This window comes from Paludibacter propionicigenes WB4 (assembly GCF_000183135.1).
Lineage (GTDB): Bacteria > Bacteroidota > Bacteroidia > Bacteroidales > Paludibacteraceae > Paludibacter > Paludibacter propionicigenes.
On the sequence record NC_014734.1, the window covers coordinates 2,941,280 to 2,957,217 of the forward strand.

A 15,938-nucleotide genomic window follows, 5' to 3' on the forward strand; every position below is an offset into this window, starting at 1 on the left:
TAAAACTGAAAAATAAATAGAATGAAACAACCTTTAGCTTACATTCATCCCGATGCTAAGATTGCACCAACAGTTGTAATTGAACCATTTGTTACTATCGATAAAAACGTGGTAATCGGAGATGGCACTCGTATTGGTTCAAACGTAACCATTTTGGAAGGTGTGCGGATTGGAAAAAATTGCAATATCTTCCCTGGTGCTGTTATCGGGGCTGTCCCTCAGGATCTTAAATTTAAGGGAGAGGATACGTTAGCTATTATTGGAGATAATACAACAATACGTGAGTTTGTCACTATCAACAGAGGTACAGCCTCGAAGGGCAAAACCGTGGTAGGTGATAACTGTTTAATAATGGCTTATTGTCACGTAGCTCACGACTGTATTGTAGGTAATAATATCATAATGGGTAATTCAACCCAGCTGGCAGGCGAAGTGGTAATTGAAGACCACGCTATCTTAAGTGCTGCAATTCTGGTTCATCAGTTTTCGCATATCGGATCGCACGTAATGATTCAGGGTGGTTCTAAGATAAATAAAGATGTTCCTCCTTTTGTAACCGCCGGACGCGATCCTATTTCGTATGCCGGAATAAACTCAATCGGTTTGCGTCGTAGAGGATTTACAAATGAACAGATACGTGATATACAGGATGTTTATCGCTATCTTTATCAGTCGGGAATGAACACTTCTCACGCTGTAGAGAGAATTCAGGCAGAACTTCCTGCAACAAAAGAGCGCGACGAGATTTTACTCTTTGTACGCAATTCACCCCGCGGAATTATCAAAGGTTATTTTGATTGATATCATAGGAATATGCGATGTAATTGCAGGGTATATATCCTGTAAAAATAAAAATTGCATACTTTCCCTACGCTTCTTATAAAACGAAATTCGTAACATTTATGGAAAATATTGATGAAGCACAAAAGAAAAGCTTGAATTTTATAGAAGCTTTTGTAGAGCAAGACTTGAAAGATGGTAAAAATGACGGACGAATTCAAACACGTTTCCCGCCAGAGCCTAACGGTTATCTGCACATAGGTCACGCAAAGGCTATTTGCCTTGATTTTGGGATAGCAGAAAACTATGGTGGGGCTTGTAATCTTCGTTTTGACGACACCAATCCGGTTAAAGAAGACGTTGAATATGTTGATTCTATTCAGGAAGACATTCAATGGCTTGGGTACAAGTGGAAAGATGTTTATTACGCCTCAGATTATTTCCAGCAATTGTGGGATTTAGCCATTGAGCTTATAAAACAAGGTAAAGCTTATGTAGATGAACAATCTGCAGAAACTATAGCCAAACAGAAAGGTACACCTACAATACCGGGTACCGAAAGTCCTTACAGGAATCGTCCTATAGAAGAAAATCTTGAGTTGTTCAAAAAAATGAACACCGGAGAAGTTCCTGAAGGTGCTATGGTCTTACGTGCTAAGATTGATATGGCATCGCCTAACATGCATTTTCGCGATCCGTTGATGTATCGTGTTATCAATTCACACCCTCATCATCGTACCGGCTGGACATGGAAAGCATATCCTATGTACGATTATGCTCACGGACAATCCGATTATTTTGAAGGAGTTACACATTCACTTTGTACATTGGAATTTGAGGTTCATCGTCCTCTTTATGATTGGTTTATCGATCAGTTTAAAGATTCCGATTACCGTCCACGACAAATAGAATTCAACCGGTTGAACATCACTTATACTGTAATGAGTAAGCGTAAAATGCTTCAATTGGTACAAGAAGGATTGGTAAGTGGTTGGGATGATCCGCGCATGCCTACTATTTGTGGTTTGCGTCGTCGGGGTTATTCTCCTGAATCGATTCATAATTTCATTGATAAAATTGGTTATACCAAATTTGAAGCAATGAATGATGTCGGACTCTTGGAACACAGCGTGCGTGAAAGTCTGAACAAAACAGCAACGCGTGTTAATGCGGTACTTGATCCTGTGAAACTGATTATAACAAATTATCCTGAAGATCAGGTAGATATGTTGGAAACCGTCAATAATCCGGAAGATGAATCGGCCGGTACGCGTACGTTGGCATTCTCTAAAGAGCTTTATATTGAACGTGATGATTTTATGGAAGATGCTCCCAAGAAGTATTTCCGTATGACGCCGGGTCAGGAAGTTCGTTTGAAAAGCGCCTATATAGTTAAGTGTACAGGCTGCAAGAAAGATGCTGAAGGCAATGTTGAAGAAATATACTGCGAGTATGACTTGCAAACCAAAAGTGGAATGCCGGAGAGTAATCGTAAGGTTAAGGGAACACTTCACTGGGTTTCGGCAGCGCATTGCCTAAGCGCTGAAGTTCGCTTGTATGACAGGTTATTTAGTGTCGAAAATCCATCGGCAGACGAGCGTGATTTCAGAGATTTATTGAATCCAAATTCGTTGAGAGTATTGAACGACTGCAAAGTTGAAGTTTCTTTGGGTGATGCCAAACCACTGGATCAATTCCAATTCCAACGTATTGGTTACTTCAATGTCGATTTGGACTCTACAAGCGATAAACTGATTTTCAACCGAACTGCCTCGTTGAAAGATAGTTGGGCTAAAGAGCAAGGGAAATAAGAATTTTTATATATTGAGATAAAAACCGTTGCATGAAATTTGTAACGGTTTTTTTGCTTTTGTTTTACATTGGCAGGCACGAAAACACAGTTTTGTAATAGTTATATCATGAAGTCGTAACACGACCACCATAACTTTGACGATTAATTTAAAATCAAGAGGTTATGAGTAAATATCGTGTTTTGGTAGTCGATGACGAAGAAGATCTGTGCGAGATTATTCGGTTTGCATTGGAAGTTGAGGGTTATTCGGTGGATGTGGTTTATTCTGCAGAAGAGGCTTTGAAAATGAATATAACTGATTATAATCTGTTATTGCTCGATGTGATGATGGGCGAGATTTCGGGTTTCAGAATGGCACATATGATTCGAAATGATCCTAAAACCGCTCATACTCCTATCGTCTTTATTTCTGCCAAAGATACCGAAAATGACCGGCTCACAGCCTTTAGTCTTGGCGCTGACGACTATATAACAAAGCCTTTTTCAATCAGGGAGATGTTGGCCAGAGTGAAAGCCATAATTGGTCGTTTTGATTCAAAAATGAAAATCGGGCTTCAAATACTCTCTTACGATAAGCTGACAATTAATCTTGAGAAAAAACAAGTTTTGTTGGAAGAAAAGGAAATACGATTTACGAAAAAGGAATTTGAAATTCTAAAACTGTTTTTAGAAAACAGAAACCGATTGTTTACCCGAGAAGAATTACTCAAACGTATATGGTCTGATGAAGCTTTTGTCCTTAGTCGGACGATAGATGTAAACATTACCCGTATCCGAAGAAAAATAGGCCGTTACGAGAGAAATATTGTAACTAAGCTCGGGCTTGGCTACTGTTTCGAAGGGTAGACTTTAGCCACTTTACATTACCGGACAGACCTGCATTTACGATGAATTTAATGAAAAAAATATTACTGATTTGTTTTACGATTGTTGCCTTTTCTGCATTGCATGCTCAGAAGGTTGGACTTGTATTGAGTGGTGGTGGTGCTCCGGGCATAGCTCATATTGGCATTATTAAAGCGTTAGAAGAGAATAATATACCGATAGACTACGTAACCGGAACTTCTATAGGCGCTATGCTGGGAGGGATGTATGCTATGGGTATGACTCCCGACGAGATGATAAAAGTGCTGAAGTCAGAGGACTTTAAACATTGGTTGAACGGTGAAGTAGAACCTGAGAACATGTATTTTTATCGCAGTGCCAACCCTAACGCAGGAGTAATAAATCTGCGTGTCCAAATAAGTAAACAGAAAGCCATTAATTTAAAAACGAAGATTTTACCGGCTAATATTGTTCCTCCCGGCCAAATGAATTATGCTTTTATACCGCTTTGTGCCAGTGTGACTGCGGCCTCAGCGGGTAATTTCGATAAGCTTTTTGTGCCTTTTCGGTGTGTAGCTTCTGATGTTCATAAAAAGAAATCGGTTGTTTTTCGTCATGCCGATTTGGGCGACGCTATTCGCGCTTCGCTTACCTACCCATTCATGTTTAAGCCTATTGTAGTTGATAGTCAGTTGCTGTTTGATGGTGGAATTTATAATAATTTCCCCGTGGATGTTATGAAAGCCGATTTTAAGCCTGACTTTATTTTGGGAAGTGTGGTGGCTTATAATCCGCCAAAGCCTGATGATGACGATATTGTGACGCAATTGCAAAACATGATTATGAACCCGACCGATTATTCAGTTCCTGCGTCGGACGGTTTGGTGCTGAAATTCGATTTAGGAAAAATCAATTTATTCGATTTTTCAAAAGTAGATGAGTTGGTAAAACTGGGATACGATTCCACCATGAAGCATATGGCTGAAATTAAAGCGCGGGTTAACCGAAGGGCTTCAACCGACGAAGTTGCTCAGCACAGAATGGATTTTCAGCGTAGATTACCCATTTTGAAATTTCAAGATGTTGATGTTGAAGGAGTAGACAGCTTGCAACGGGAGTATGTAAACCGAATTTTTCATCACGGTGATGAGGAATTTGATCTGAAGGAGTTTAAGCAATCGTATTTTAAACTCATTTCGGATGAAGCAATCTCGGAAGTAATTCCACACGCGGTTTTCGATTCGGTTACAGGATTGTTTGATTTGCATCTGAAGGTGAAAACCGAAGATCAATTGAAGTTGACAATTGGGGGTAATATATCTTCTTCTACGTCCAATCAGGCGTTTCTGGGGCTGACGTACCAGAATCTGAATAACTACGCGCAAACCGCTTATATCGACGCTCAGTTCGGTAAAATGTACAATGGTTTAGGACTTGGTACCCGTTTAGAAATGCCGTCGAATAATAATTGGTATTTAAAACTGGCTTTCGTGTTGCACAAATTCGATTATTTTGATGGGAACAACCTGTTTTACCAGAATAATAGAAATTCGAATTTGAATCAGAATGAATTTTACAGTAAGTTAAGTGTTGGTTTTCTGGTTGCAACTAAAAGTCGTTTGGAACTTGGAATCGGTTATGGGGCATTGACGGATAATTACAATCAAAATAATACCTCCCTCAGTCCAACTGCAGGAAACGATAAGAGTTCTTTTTCTCTCGGAAGTGCATTTGCCCGCATCGAAAGCTATGCCCTTAACGATTTGATGTACTCAACAAAGGGGTTTAGTTATTCCGCTTCATTTCAATTTTTTGATGGAACTCAGAAATTTGAATCAGTAAACAATCCGGTTTCAAATTTATCGGATAAAGCCGATTCATGGTTTCAGTTCAGAGCTAAATCGGATTACTATATTCCACTTACAAATTATTTGACTTTAGGCACGAGCGCAGATTTGTGCTACTCTTCCCGCAAGATGTTGCAGAACTATACTTCTACGGTCATTCAGGCTCCCGCTTTTCAGCCGACACCTTATAGTCGCACTATTTTCAATCCGAAATTCAGCGCCAATCAGTTTTTTGCAATGGGAATAAAACCGATTGTAAACTTTACGGATCAACTGCACTTAAGAACTGAGTTCTATTGTTTTCTACCCTACAAGGCAATTAATGCAGATAGTGAAAATTTGGCCTACTATTCTAAACCATTTTCTTCTGTAAAGTTTATGACAGAAAGTACGTTGGTCTTTAATTTCAAGTTAGCTTCAGCAGGGATTTTTGCCAATTACAATAATGCCAATTGGAATTTCGGGCTCAATATCGGCATTTTGCTTTTCAATCCAAAGTTTACCGAATGATGAACCGGGTGAAGTCCGCCACTGATCTGCGCGGACTGACTGGAGCCGGAACGACAGATACGTATCCAACACGAGCAATGAAAACCAATTCATCTTTTATTCCCAAACGCTTTACAACCTGAGTTTTATAATTGCGTTCTTCTACAGCCTGATTCATGGGTTGAAATCCAAGTCCCAGTTCCGTGCAGGTCAAATGAATTTGTTGGTATAACCGTCCTGTATTTATCCAGCCGGCAACCGTATTTCCGCTGCTGGTAATCACTATCCAACCGCCGCAACTCAAAGCCTGCTTTTTGGTTTTATCTATCCCGGCTTTGATAAACGATTCCTTTTTTGAATCTTGCGGCTTCATAAAATGACGAACAAAAAAGCCGCTTATGCCTGTTATCTGCATGCCGGCAGTAGTAAGCCCGTCTCTTTTTGCATCCACTTCTTTGTTCGAAAACCGCAACCAGTTGGCCAGCTCATCCTGAGCTGCTTTATTATAAGCCTGCTGCGTGTAAGCTTCAATTGTTTGTTGCGCAATGAATTTTCCTTCGCCATCGGAGGCTTCGAAAAAATGAATCCGTTCGGCGTCGGGTTTAGTCAATCGTCTTACATCATTTTCTTTAATAGCGTTCGTATCAAATGGAGTGCGCAGTGTCATACGAGTTTCTATCAGCTTCAGGTTGTAGGGTGTTGCTGAAGCTTTATTCAGGACTATTTCAGCCACCGGCTTAGCCTTGGAATAATTATCAGCAAGAATAAGCTTGCAGTCATACCCTAAACTACCGGCGGACAAAGTCAGATTTTCAATAAAAGCACCCAACGAAATAAAAAGTTCTCTGTGGTCGGGATCAACCACTGCCAAAGCCCGCGTAATATCGGCATACAAGCGGATAATACTATTATTATAAACCTCTACCCGCCAGGGTTGCGAATTATGCGAACTGCCGGCCAGCGATGCAAAATAGAGCATTTGATAGACATCATTTTTACCATTAGGCTCCAAAGATCGCTGGCCATGAGATCCAACAGAACAGGAGCAAAAGAGACCCCACATCGACAACATCATTATAAAGATAAGTTTTGGTGCTTTCATTTACGTATCGTTATTTATCTTTGCTCCACAGCCGCACTCCCAACCGGACAACCGGCGAAAGGTCTACGTTTGGAACAGAATAGCTCGCTGTTTCGAAGTTGACAGTTTTGTCGCCCCTCAGATACACATGCATACCGGGCTGAATGTAAAAGTATCGACCAATAAAAAACTGATAACTCAGCCCCAACCCTGTATCAAGACTATGCATATCTTTACGAATGCCGGTACTCTTTTGTTCTATCTCAAAAGTATGAGCCTCCAGATAGCTATAAAGTTCCAGGTTACGCCACAGGTTATAACCCAAAAATAATCCCGGTGAAGTTTTATAAAACCGCTTAAAGTCGGCCGACGAGTTATTCACTCCCGCAGTCTCCGCATCGTAGCTTCCACCATTGATAACACTCACTCTTACGCGAAAACGTTCGTACCTATATCCCACTCCAATATGGAAACCGCCCGTGAGAAACATAGGCACCAGACTTTCCACTTCCACAGCCGACTTTACTTCGTAACTTTTAGCATGCGCCCTGGCCGGTTCCTTTACCCGCAACGAATCGTTTTGTGCCAATACACATCCAAACGAGCTAAACACACACATAATAAAGAGAATTTTCTTTTTCATACCAATAAACTTTGAATTTTGATGCTGCAAAGTTCGGCATTGAAAAAAGAAGTTTACTCCGCATTTGTTACCAAATGAATCGGGAAACTATTTTTTATTGCGGATACGGCTAAGTGATTTAGGTGCAATTCCCAGATAGTTGGCCAGATGATAGAGCGGTAAACGTAAAAATGCTTGTGGGTATTCTGCCGACAGTTTTTGGTATCGCTCTTCAGCCGATAAGATTTGTAGATCGACACTGCGTTGTACCAGTTTCACATAAGCACCTTCAACCAGTATACGTCCCAAGCGTTCCATTCGGGGAACTTCATTAAATAAGACCTCCAAATCCTTTTGTTGTATAAATGCCACTTCAGTATCTTCCCATGCTTTGATATTCAAATGTGCCGGAGTTTCACTCAGCCGGCTTCGGTTATCGGTTACCCAATCTCCTTCAAAAGCAAAGTCGGTGGTGGCTTCCTCGCCTTTATCTGTTATTTTATAATAGATGAGCGCTCCGGAGAGTATCAAATAAATTGATTTGCAGATATGATCTTGTTGAAGTAAAATTTCTCCCCTTGCAATCGTTTTAAAGTGAATATATGATGATATAGTTTTCCACTCATTTTCAGAAAAGGAAGTATACTTTTGAAAATATCGCTTTGTTAATTCAAAGTTCATCATAGAAATTGTTTTGTAGACTAACGTATTAGTTTATTTTGAATATCGCCAGACAAATTTAAAGATTTATATTGAATCTTTTCCTCGTTTCTTCTTTTTCGATGTATTTCGGGCTGTTATTATCAGACATTCCTATAATTTTACACATGATTAACCTGTAAATGGGATGAAATTTACAGTTTATATGTCCCTTTTACAACCAAAATCAATAAAAAACAAAAATAATGCGTTGAAAATTTGGCTCGTACCTACTTGTTTTTGTTATTTTGCACCCGATTTAAACCATCATACACATAACTAAAGAAAGTATGTCTAAAAATCTTGTCATAGTAGAGTCACCGGCCAAAGCCAAAACGATTGAGAAATTTCTCGGAACCGATTATCATGTCATGTCTAGTTTCGGTCATATCCGGGATCTGGCTGATAAGGGCATCGGTATCGATTTTGAGAATAATTATGAACCTCAATACGTGGTTTCTACTGATAAGAAAAAACTGGTTTCGGAGCTGAAAAAAGCAAGTAAGGATGCTGAAACGGTTTGGTTAGCTTCCGATGAAGACCGCGAGGGAGAAGCTATTGCATGGCACTTGTATGAAGAGCTAAAACTTAAAAAAGACAGTACCCGCCGCATTGTTTTTCATGAGATAACCAAAGATGCCATACTTCATGCCATTGAAACTCCAAGAGATATAGATGTTAATCTGGTTGATGCTCAACAGGCCCGACGCGTGTTAGATCGTATTGTAGGTTTTGAATTATCGCCCATTTTGTGGCGCAAGGTTCGTCCATCGCTTTCGGCAGGTCGTGTACAGTCGGTAGCTGTGCGCCTTATTGTGGAGAGAGAACGCGAAATTAGTCAGTTTGTTCCGGAGGCATCGTACCGTGTTAATGCAATTTTCTCGTCAGTTGATAGCAAAGGCAAACCGGTAGAATTAAAAGCCGAATTACCCCAACGATTTGCAACTAAAGTTGAGGCGCTGGCATTCCTCGAAACTTGTATAAAAGCTGAATTCAGTGTTGATGATATCGTAAAGAAACCTGCCAAAAAATCTCCGGCTCCACCTTTTACTACTTCCACCTTACAACAGGAAGCTGCCCGTAAACTGGGTTATTCGGTGGCTCAAACCATGCAGATAGCGCAGCGTCTTTATGAAGCTGGTAAGATTACCTATATGCGTACCGACTCCGTAAATCTGTCGGATCTGGCTTTGGGTACTTCCAAGGCAGAAATAATCAGCATGGCCGGCGAAAAATACGTACACATTCGTAAGTTCAATACAAAAACTAAAGGAGCTCAAGAAGCCCACGAGGCCATTCGTCCAACCTATATGAATGCTCATACGGTGGAAGGAACTGCTCAGGAAAAGAAACTCTACGAATTGATTTGGAAACGGACAATTGCTTCGCAAATGTCTGATGCTGAATTAGAAAAAACGTCCATTTTTATCAGTGTTTCAGGAAGTAATCTTCAGTTTGTTGCCTCTGGTGAGGTGATTGTATTTGATGGATTCCTGAAAGTTTATATGGAATCGACAGATGATGAGCAGGATACTGAAAATGAATCCTTGTTGCCGTCTATGAAGAAAGGTGAAAAGCTTTCTTCTGTTGAAATAATAGCACAAGAACGTTTTACTCAAAAACCTCCGCGTTATGGTGAAGCAAGTTTAGTGCGTAAGATGGAGGAACTGGGAATTGGTCGACCATCAACCTACGCGCCGACTATTTCTACCATTCAGAACAGATCTTATGTAGAAAAAGGAGATCGTGCACCTGAAAAACGCGAGTACAACTTATTGAAACTTAAAGCCGGAAAAATTTCGGATAAAATAAAAGAAGAAAATACGGGAGCTGAAAAATCAAAACTTTTCCCTACGGATATTGGCACGGTTGTAAACGATTTTCTGATAGAGTATTTCCCTGAAATCCTGAATTATAATTTCACCGCCGATGTAGAAAAAGAATTTGATAACATTGCTGACGGAAAAATAAAATGGACTAAATCGATTGATAAATTCTACAAAAAATTTCATCCGATTGTTGAAGATACCATGAAAAACTCCGAACGTAAGGTCGGAGAGCGTATTCTGGGAGTTGATCCAAAAAGTGGTAGACAGCTTTCGGTAAAAATTGGAAAGTACGGTCCGTTGGCACAGATTGGCACAGTTGATGAAGAAGAAAAACCTGTGTTTGCTTCGCTAAGAAAGGAGCAATCAATAGAGAGTATCTCGTTCGAAGAAGCACTTGAGTTGTTCAAACTGCCTCGTCAGGTTGGAGAGTTCGAAGGCAAAGTTATGACCGTTGCTATTGGTCGATTTGGACCTTATATTCGTCATGATTCTTCTTTTTACTCTTTGCCCAAAACCGATGATCCGATGGAAGTGTCCACTGAACGAGCTATTGAAATCATTGAAGCTAAGCGTGAGGTAGAGAAGAATCGAATTATCAAAACACTAGGCGAGAATAATGAAATTCAGGTGTTGAATGGTCGTTTCGGAGCTTATTTTACTTTCGATGGAGTTAATTATAAAATATTCCCTAAAGGGACTGATCCTGCAACACTTACCTTCGAGCGCTGTCAGGAATTGATTGCAGCTCAGCCCGAAGCGGCTAATAAAAAGAAACCTTTCGGACGAAAAGCCGCGGCTAAATCCGATAAGAAAGAAAAAGCACAAACAAAGGCAAAAACTACTAAGGCTAAAGCTACAAAAGCAAAGAAATAAGTTTTCTTGCATTGTTTAGTCGCTAAAAGTAGTTTTACTCAATTGTTGTATCGCAATTTAAAGCTGAATCCCACGTTTTAAGAATAAAACCCAATTTCAGATGAAAAAACTATTATTATTTACACTGCTTGCATTCGCTTTAATGGTTAAAGCGCAAGTTCCATTTTCTTCAGTCGATGGAGAATCTGTTCTGGTTTATTCATTGCCAAAAACTGTTTTTTGTATTGAGATAGAGACTGAAAAGATTAGTCAGAAACCCGGTAAGTTTTATCGTTACTCTGAACGCTATTTGGCAACAAATAAAGTAATAACAGAAGAAAAAACAATCTATAAAATAAAGAATATCTCAGTCAAAACCAAGGCTGTGGCGGATCTGGGCAGAACATATTCTGTAACTCCGAGTGGTAATTTGCAAACAAGCCGTTTGTCGGTTAATGCTGATGGTCTTTTGCGTGGAGTGAACCTTACTCCGGAGCCACAAACGAGCTTTGTGAAAAGTATTGATACTCCAAAAAATGAAAACTCTGTTCTGGATGCTCTTTTACCGTTAGGAGAAGAGTATATGATGGCTGGTTCCGAAGCTAAATTGGCCGAAGGAGCTGCTAAGCAAATATACAGAATAAGAGAAAGCAGAATGGGACTATTGACCGCTGATGTTGAAAAAATGCCTGCCGATGGTGAGTCGTTGAAAGCAATGTTGGAAGGTATGAATAAACTGGAAAAAAAGCTGACCGAGCTTTTTGTAGGTGAAACAACAACTGAGACCCAAACTAAAACGTTGTATCTAACTCCTATGACAACGATTAATAACGATGTGTTGTTCCGATTTTCAGCCTTGAAAGGGGTCGTTGCTGCGGATGATTTGAGTGGAGTGCCTTATTATATCAGCTTAGTTCCGGTTGAGAAAGTTCTAACATCCGGTTCAAAATCAAAATCTGAGAGTGGTGCGTTGTATACAGTAATACCGGTCGCTACACTGTTCACGATAGGTGATGGTGTGAATACAGTCTTTAGTAATCAGTTCTTAGTGTCTCAGTTTGGAAAAACTGTTTCGTTGCCAGAAAGCTTGTTTAAGCAAGCAAATATAAAGGTGCGTGTGGATGTCCAAACAGGAAGATTGCTGGGTGTAGAGTAAGCCGTTCTTGTTATAAAATAAAAGCCCCGATAGATTCTATCAGGGCTTTATTATTTTAATTGTTATGTTAATTTCAAAACCGTTTCTTTACCAACACTCTTAGTCCATCGGCAACAGTCTTTACGTGTACTTCTTTCCCTTCTTCGTAAGGTTCGCCATCGTAGTGGAAAGGACCGGCCTCTTCGCGTAACAGGGTTATTTCATCGGAGCGAAGCGTGGTCATAAATAAATCTTTGTCAATTGTTTTGGCAAACAGTTGTAGTGCCAGACTCGGAAGAGCAATAATCGGGAAATTACTCATAATGGATATGTCCATTTTTCCATCCTGAACGCTTGCTTGTGGTGCAATATATGCGTTGTTACCCCATTGAGATGCATTGGCAAATGTCAAAACAAAAGCCTTTGCTTTTAGATCAATCCCATCTCCAATCAGATGACAGTTTTGAGATTTGTAGCTGAAGTAACCGGTAATTATCTTTTCTACGTAGCGCATTAAGCCTCTTTTTGTTCCTTTAGCAAATTCAGTGCTGACATAGGCGTCAAAACCTGTTCCGCAAGTACAAAAGAAAGGTCGACCGTTTACAACGCCATAGTCCATCAAAATGGATTCAGACTCGTTTATTTGTTGAATGGCTTTTTTGACGTTCATGGGTATGTTCAGGTGGCGTGCCAGCCCATTGCCCGAACCTATAGGAATAATGCCTAAAGTAGAATTTGTGTGGATTATAGAACTCGCTATTTCATTCACTGTTCCATCGCCGCCTACTGCCACGATGACTTCATAACCTTTGGCTGCAAAGTCTTTTGCTAATTCTGTTCCATGACCCCGATATTGAGTAAAAACAATCTCAGGTTCAAACTTTTTCGCATCTAATCCTTCTTGTATCATAGTAGGAAGACTTTCTTTCTTCCCTGTGCCGGAATTAGGGTTTATTATAAATGCGATTCTGGTCTTCATAAGTCTTTTTTCAGGGTTTTTCAAAACGGTGGGCGAAAGTACAAATAATTTATGAATTTTCAATCTATTAAGACAAAGTCTTGTGTTTCATTGAATGTTTTCTGCAATAGCTAGAGAGCTTTATAATAAAATGATGTTATAAACTATGAAAACACTATTCAACTTAACACTTTGTTGTATATTTGCAAAATATGACTCCGATTTTGAATCGAAAAATGGAATGACAACACTTTAAACCTCCATACCATGCCTAGAAAGAAAAGAAAAACCCAGAGCACCCGCGTTAACAAAAAAGAACTGATACGCAACATTATTAATGTGTTCAACGAAAATCCCGAAAAGACATTTAATTATAAGCAAATATCTACATTACTGGATGTGAAATCCGAATCGCAGCGGGTTTTTGTCAATCAGTTATTGTATGAATTGTTAGACGAGGATTTTTTAGTGGAAATTTCACGTGGAAAGTTTAAAGTCAACTCGCGTGGCGGATATATCGAAGGCGTAATTGACCGACAGGGTGTGAAAACATTCCTTGTGCCGGATGATGGTGGTGAACTTGTTTTCATTCCGGAACGAAAGACCAATCATGCTTTACTGAAGGATAGAGTGAAGGTGTTTCTTTATGCCAGTAGAAAAGGTCAACAGCCCGAAGGTGAGGTGGTTGAAATTATAAAAAGGGCTCAGGATACCTTTGTTGGCATTTTGGATGTGTCCGATAGTTATGCATTTTTGACCTTGGATAATCGGATAATGACCAATGATATTTTTATTCCCAAAAATAAACTGAACGGTGGCAAATCGGGTCAAAAAGCCGTAGTGAAATTGCTTGGCTGGGAACCTAATGCTAAAAATCCGGTAGGTGAGGTAATTGATGTGTTGGGTGATAAAGGCGATAATACGGCTGAAATGCATGCAATTTTGGCGGAATTTGGTTTGCCTTATAAGTATCCGGCTGATGTTGAGGCTGCGGCAGAAAAGATTGATGCCGGAATTACGCCCGATGAAGTGGCAAAACGTATCGATATGCGGAGTATTACTACCTTCACCGTTGATCCACGTGATGCCAAGGACTTTGATGATGCATTATCGCTCAGGAAACTTGATGATGGTCTTTGGGAAGTTGGAGTGCACATTGCAGATGTTACTCATTATGTTCGCCCCGACAGTATTATAGAGCAGGAAGGTCGTGAGCGTGCTACATCGGTTTATTTGGTTGACAGAACTATTCCGATGTTGCCCGAACATTTGTCCAATGGAATTTGCTCTCTGCGACCTGATGAAGATAAATTGACTTACTCGGTTATTTTCAAAATGAATGATAAAGCCGAAATTCAGCATTATAAAATTGCTAAAACAGTAACCCGGAGTAATCGCCGGTTTACGTACGAAGAAGCTCAAGCTATCATTGAGACCGGGGAAGGTGAATACAAGGATGAAATACTGACAATGGATCGGTTGGCAAAGATTCTCCGTAAAAAAAGGTTCGAAAATGGTGCAATAGCGTTCGATAGGGTAGAGGTTCGGTTTGAAATAGATGAAAAAGGGAAACCTGTATCAGTGTTTTTCAAAGAACAAAAGGACTCCAATAAAATGATTGAAGAGTTTATGTTGTTGGCCAATAAAACTGTCGCAACTCATATTGGAAAGCCGGGTAAGGGTCAAAAGGCCAAGACTTTTGTTTATCGTATTCACGATGTTCCTAATCCTGATAAGTTGAATAATTTTGCGGTATTCATCAAACGCTTTGGATATAATCTGAAAACTTCCGGAAAACAAACAGCCATTTCGAGTTCAATTAATGCATTGCTGGACGAAGTTCAGGGTAAGAAAGAGCAAAATCTGATCGAAACGCTTGCTATTCGTTCCATGGCAAAAGCCATTTATTCTACTTCCAACATGGGGCATTACGGGCTGGCGTTTGATTTTTATACACACTTTACCTCGCCTATTCGTCGTTATCCCGATATGATGGTACATCGCTTGTTGGAAAAATATGCGGACGGTGGACGTAGTGTCAACGCTTCTGAATGGGAAGAATATTGCGAGCATAGTTCTAATATGGAACAGCTGGCATCCAATGCCGAACGGGCATCTATAAAATATAAGCAGGTAGAGTTTATGTCAGAACGTTTGGGGCAAGTGTTCGATGGGGTTATTTCGGGAGTTACCGAATGGGGAATTTATGTCGAATTAATCGAAAATAAGTGTGAAGGCATGATTCCTATTCGCGATTTGGACGATGATTACTATACTTTTGATGATAAAAACTATTGTTTAATTGGTCGTCGGTACCATAAAAAGTACCAATTGGGCGATGCGCTCACTGTAAAAGTAGCAAAAGCAAACCTGGATAAAAAACAATTAGATTTTGTTCTGGCATAACCGAAACTTTTTCGTGAGCAAGCAACAGTCACATTGCTAGACTTGTACGGATTTATTCTAAGGTTTTGTGGAATCGCTTGTTGTTTGATTACGCTATTTCTGTTCAAAAAAATGAATTTTCGCTTTGTCAGAATAAAAAATAGCCTTATCTTTGCACTCGCTAAAGAAAAATAATGGCTGCGTAGCTCAACTGAATAGAGTACCACACTACGGATGTGGGGGTTACAGGTTTGAATCCTGTCGCGGTCACAAGAAAAAGCCTCAATAAACGAAAGTTTATTGAGGCTTTTTCTTGTTTATACGTTTGAGATGTTCTGTCGTTTTTGTCTTGGGGATGTCGCGGTGTATAGATAAAAAAAGACAGTCACTTTTTCAAGTAACTGTCTTTTTTAGCGTGGTACCACCAGGAATCGAACCGGGGACACAAGGATTTTCAGTCCTTTGCTCTACCAACTGAGCTATGGTACCTTTCGGCTTAGCGGGTGCAAATATACGGCGATTTTCCGAATCTGCAAGGGGTGATATTCAAAAACCGGAAAAAATATTGAGTGTTTGTGTAGTTGTGTACATTTTTTCTACTTTTAAAATGCTGAATCTTATTT

11 protein-coding genes and 2 tRNA genes are annotated in these 15,938 nt (G+C 39.9%); 8 read left to right on the forward strand and 5 right to left on the reverse strand.

Annotated elements, in window-relative coordinates:
* The first annotated feature begins 21 nt into the window (after positions 1-21).
* The 4 genes from lpxA to PALPR_RS12145 all read left to right on the forward strand — a co-directional run bounded on the left by lpxA (position 22) and on the right by PALPR_RS12145 (position 5,775).
* Positions 22-801 (forward strand): acyl-ACP--UDP-N-acetylglucosamine O-acyltransferase, encoded by a 780-nt coding sequence (lpxA, locus tag PALPR_RS12130; protein ID WP_013445928.1) that lies wholly within the window; start codon positions 22-24, stop codon positions 799-801.
* Between the two features lie 101 nt (positions 802-902).
* On the forward strand, positions 903-2,591 hold the full coding sequence (locus PALPR_RS12135) for a glutamine--tRNA ligase/YqeY domain fusion protein (RefSeq protein ID WP_013445929.1): 1,689 nt from the start codon (positions 903-905) through the stop codon (positions 2,589-2,591).
* 164 nt (positions 2,592-2,755) lie between these two features.
* A complete protein-coding gene (locus tag PALPR_RS12140) occupies positions 2,756-3,439 on the forward strand; it encodes a response regulator transcription factor (RefSeq protein WP_013445930.1) in 684 nt (227 codons plus the stop codon).
* A gap of 50 nt (positions 3,440-3,489) precedes the next feature.
* Positions 3,490-5,775: a patatin-like phospholipase family protein gene (locus PALPR_RS12145; protein ID WP_041620947.1), complete on the forward strand. Its 2,286-nt coding sequence runs from the start codon at positions 3,490-3,492 to the stop codon at positions 5,773-5,775.
* On the opposite strand, the gene PALPR_RS12150 is transcribed toward PALPR_RS12145, so the two are convergent.
* The 3 genes from PALPR_RS12150 to PALPR_RS12160 all read right to left on the reverse strand — a co-directional run bounded on the left by PALPR_RS12150 (position 5,765) and on the right by PALPR_RS12160 (position 8,141).
* On the reverse strand, positions 5,765-6,856 hold the full coding sequence (locus tag PALPR_RS12150) for an Acg family FMN-binding oxidoreductase (RefSeq protein WP_013445932.1): 1,092 nt from the start codon (positions 6,854-6,856) through the stop codon (positions 5,765-5,767). The two genes, PALPR_RS12145 and PALPR_RS12150, sit on opposite strands and share 11 nt — an antisense overlap.
* Positions 6,857-6,866: 10 nt before the next feature.
* Positions 6,867-7,478 carry a hypothetical protein gene (locus tag PALPR_RS12155; protein ID WP_041620405.1) on the reverse strand — a complete coding sequence of 204 codons (612 nt, stop codon included), beginning with the start codon at positions 7,476-7,478 and terminating at the stop codon, positions 6,867-6,869.
* Positions 7,479-7,565: 87 nt separating this feature from the next.
* Entirely contained in the window at positions 7,566-8,141 is a 576-nt protein-coding gene (locus PALPR_RS12160; RefSeq protein WP_245544416.1) for a Crp/Fnr family transcriptional regulator, read from the reverse strand.
* 305 nt (positions 8,142-8,446) lie between these two features.
* Here PALPR_RS12160 and topA point away from each other — a divergent pair, with 305 nt between their 5' ends.
* Together topA and PALPR_RS15520 are read left to right on the forward strand one after the other, a co-directional pair.
* A complete protein-coding gene (topA, locus tag PALPR_RS12165) occupies positions 8,447-10,858 on the forward strand; it encodes a type I DNA topoisomerase (RefSeq protein ID WP_013445935.1) in 2,412 nt (803 codons plus the stop codon).
* 100 nt (positions 10,859-10,958) lie between these two features.
* Complete coding sequence (locus tag PALPR_RS15520) at positions 10,959-11,993, forward strand: DUF4831 family protein (protein ID WP_013445936.1); 1,035 nt, start codon at positions 10,959-10,961, stop codon at positions 11,991-11,993.
* A gap of 73 nt (positions 11,994-12,066) precedes the next feature.
* Here PALPR_RS15520 and PALPR_RS12175 read toward each other — a convergent pair whose 3' ends face one another.
* On the reverse strand, positions 12,067-12,951 hold the full coding sequence (locus PALPR_RS12175) for a diacylglycerol/lipid kinase family protein (RefSeq protein WP_013445937.1): 885 nt from the start codon (positions 12,949-12,951) through the stop codon (positions 12,067-12,069).
* A gap of 246 nt (positions 12,952-13,197) precedes the next feature.
* Between PALPR_RS12175 and rnr the strand changes: the two genes are divergently transcribed.
* Together rnr and PALPR_RS12185 are read left to right on the forward strand one after the other, a co-directional pair.
* On the forward strand, positions 13,198-15,336 hold the full coding sequence (gene rnr, locus PALPR_RS12180) for a ribonuclease R (protein ID WP_013445938.1): 2,139 nt from the start codon (positions 13,198-13,200) through the stop codon (positions 15,334-15,336).
* Between the two features lie 175 nt (positions 15,337-15,511).
* Positions 15,512-15,585 (forward strand) — tRNA-Arg (locus tag PALPR_RS12185).
* Between the two features lie 146 nt (positions 15,586-15,731).
* Here the strand turns inward: PALPR_RS12185 and PALPR_RS12190 are convergent.
* Positions 15,732-15,804: transfer RNA gene (locus PALPR_RS12190), tRNA-Phe, on the reverse strand.
* Positions 15,805-15,938 lie beyond the last annotated feature (134 nt).

Coding starts and splice junctions, on each gene's coding strand:
- lpxA (WP_013445928.1), top strand. CDS start 22: ATGAAACAACCTTTAGCTTACATTCATCCCGATGCTAAGATTGCACCA.
- PALPR_RS12135 (WP_013445929.1), top strand. CDS start 903: ATGGAAAATATTGATGAAGCACAAAAGAAAAGCTTGAATTTTATAGAA.
- PALPR_RS12140 (WP_013445930.1), top strand. CDS start 2,756: ATGAGTAAATATCGTGTTTTGGTAGTCGATGACGAAGAAGATCTGTGC.
- PALPR_RS12145 (WP_041620947.1), top strand. CDS start 3,490: ATGAAAAAAATATTACTGATTTGTTTTACGATTGTTGCCTTTTCTGCA.
- PALPR_RS12150 (WP_013445932.1), bottom strand. CDS start 6,856: ATGAAAGCACCAAAACTTATCTTTATAATGATGTTGTCGATGTGGGGT.
- PALPR_RS12155 (WP_041620405.1), bottom strand. CDS start 7,478: ATGAAAAAGAAAATTCTCTTTATTATGTGTGTGTTTAGCTCGTTTGGA.
- PALPR_RS12160 (WP_245544416.1), bottom strand. CDS start 8,141: ATGATGAACTTTGAATTAACAAAGCGATATTTTCAAAAGTATACTTCC.
- topA (WP_013445935.1), top strand. CDS start 8,447: ATGTCTAAAAATCTTGTCATAGTAGAGTCACCGGCCAAAGCCAAAACG.
- PALPR_RS15520 (WP_013445936.1), top strand. CDS start 10,959: ATGAAAAAACTATTATTATTTACACTGCTTGCATTCGCTTTAATGGTT.
- PALPR_RS12175 (WP_013445937.1), bottom strand. CDS start 12,951: ATGAAGACCAGAATCGCATTTATAATAAACCCTAATTCCGGCACAGGG.
- rnr (WP_013445938.1), top strand. CDS start 13,198: ATGCCTAGAAAGAAAAGAAAAACCCAGAGCACCCGCGTTAACAAAAAA.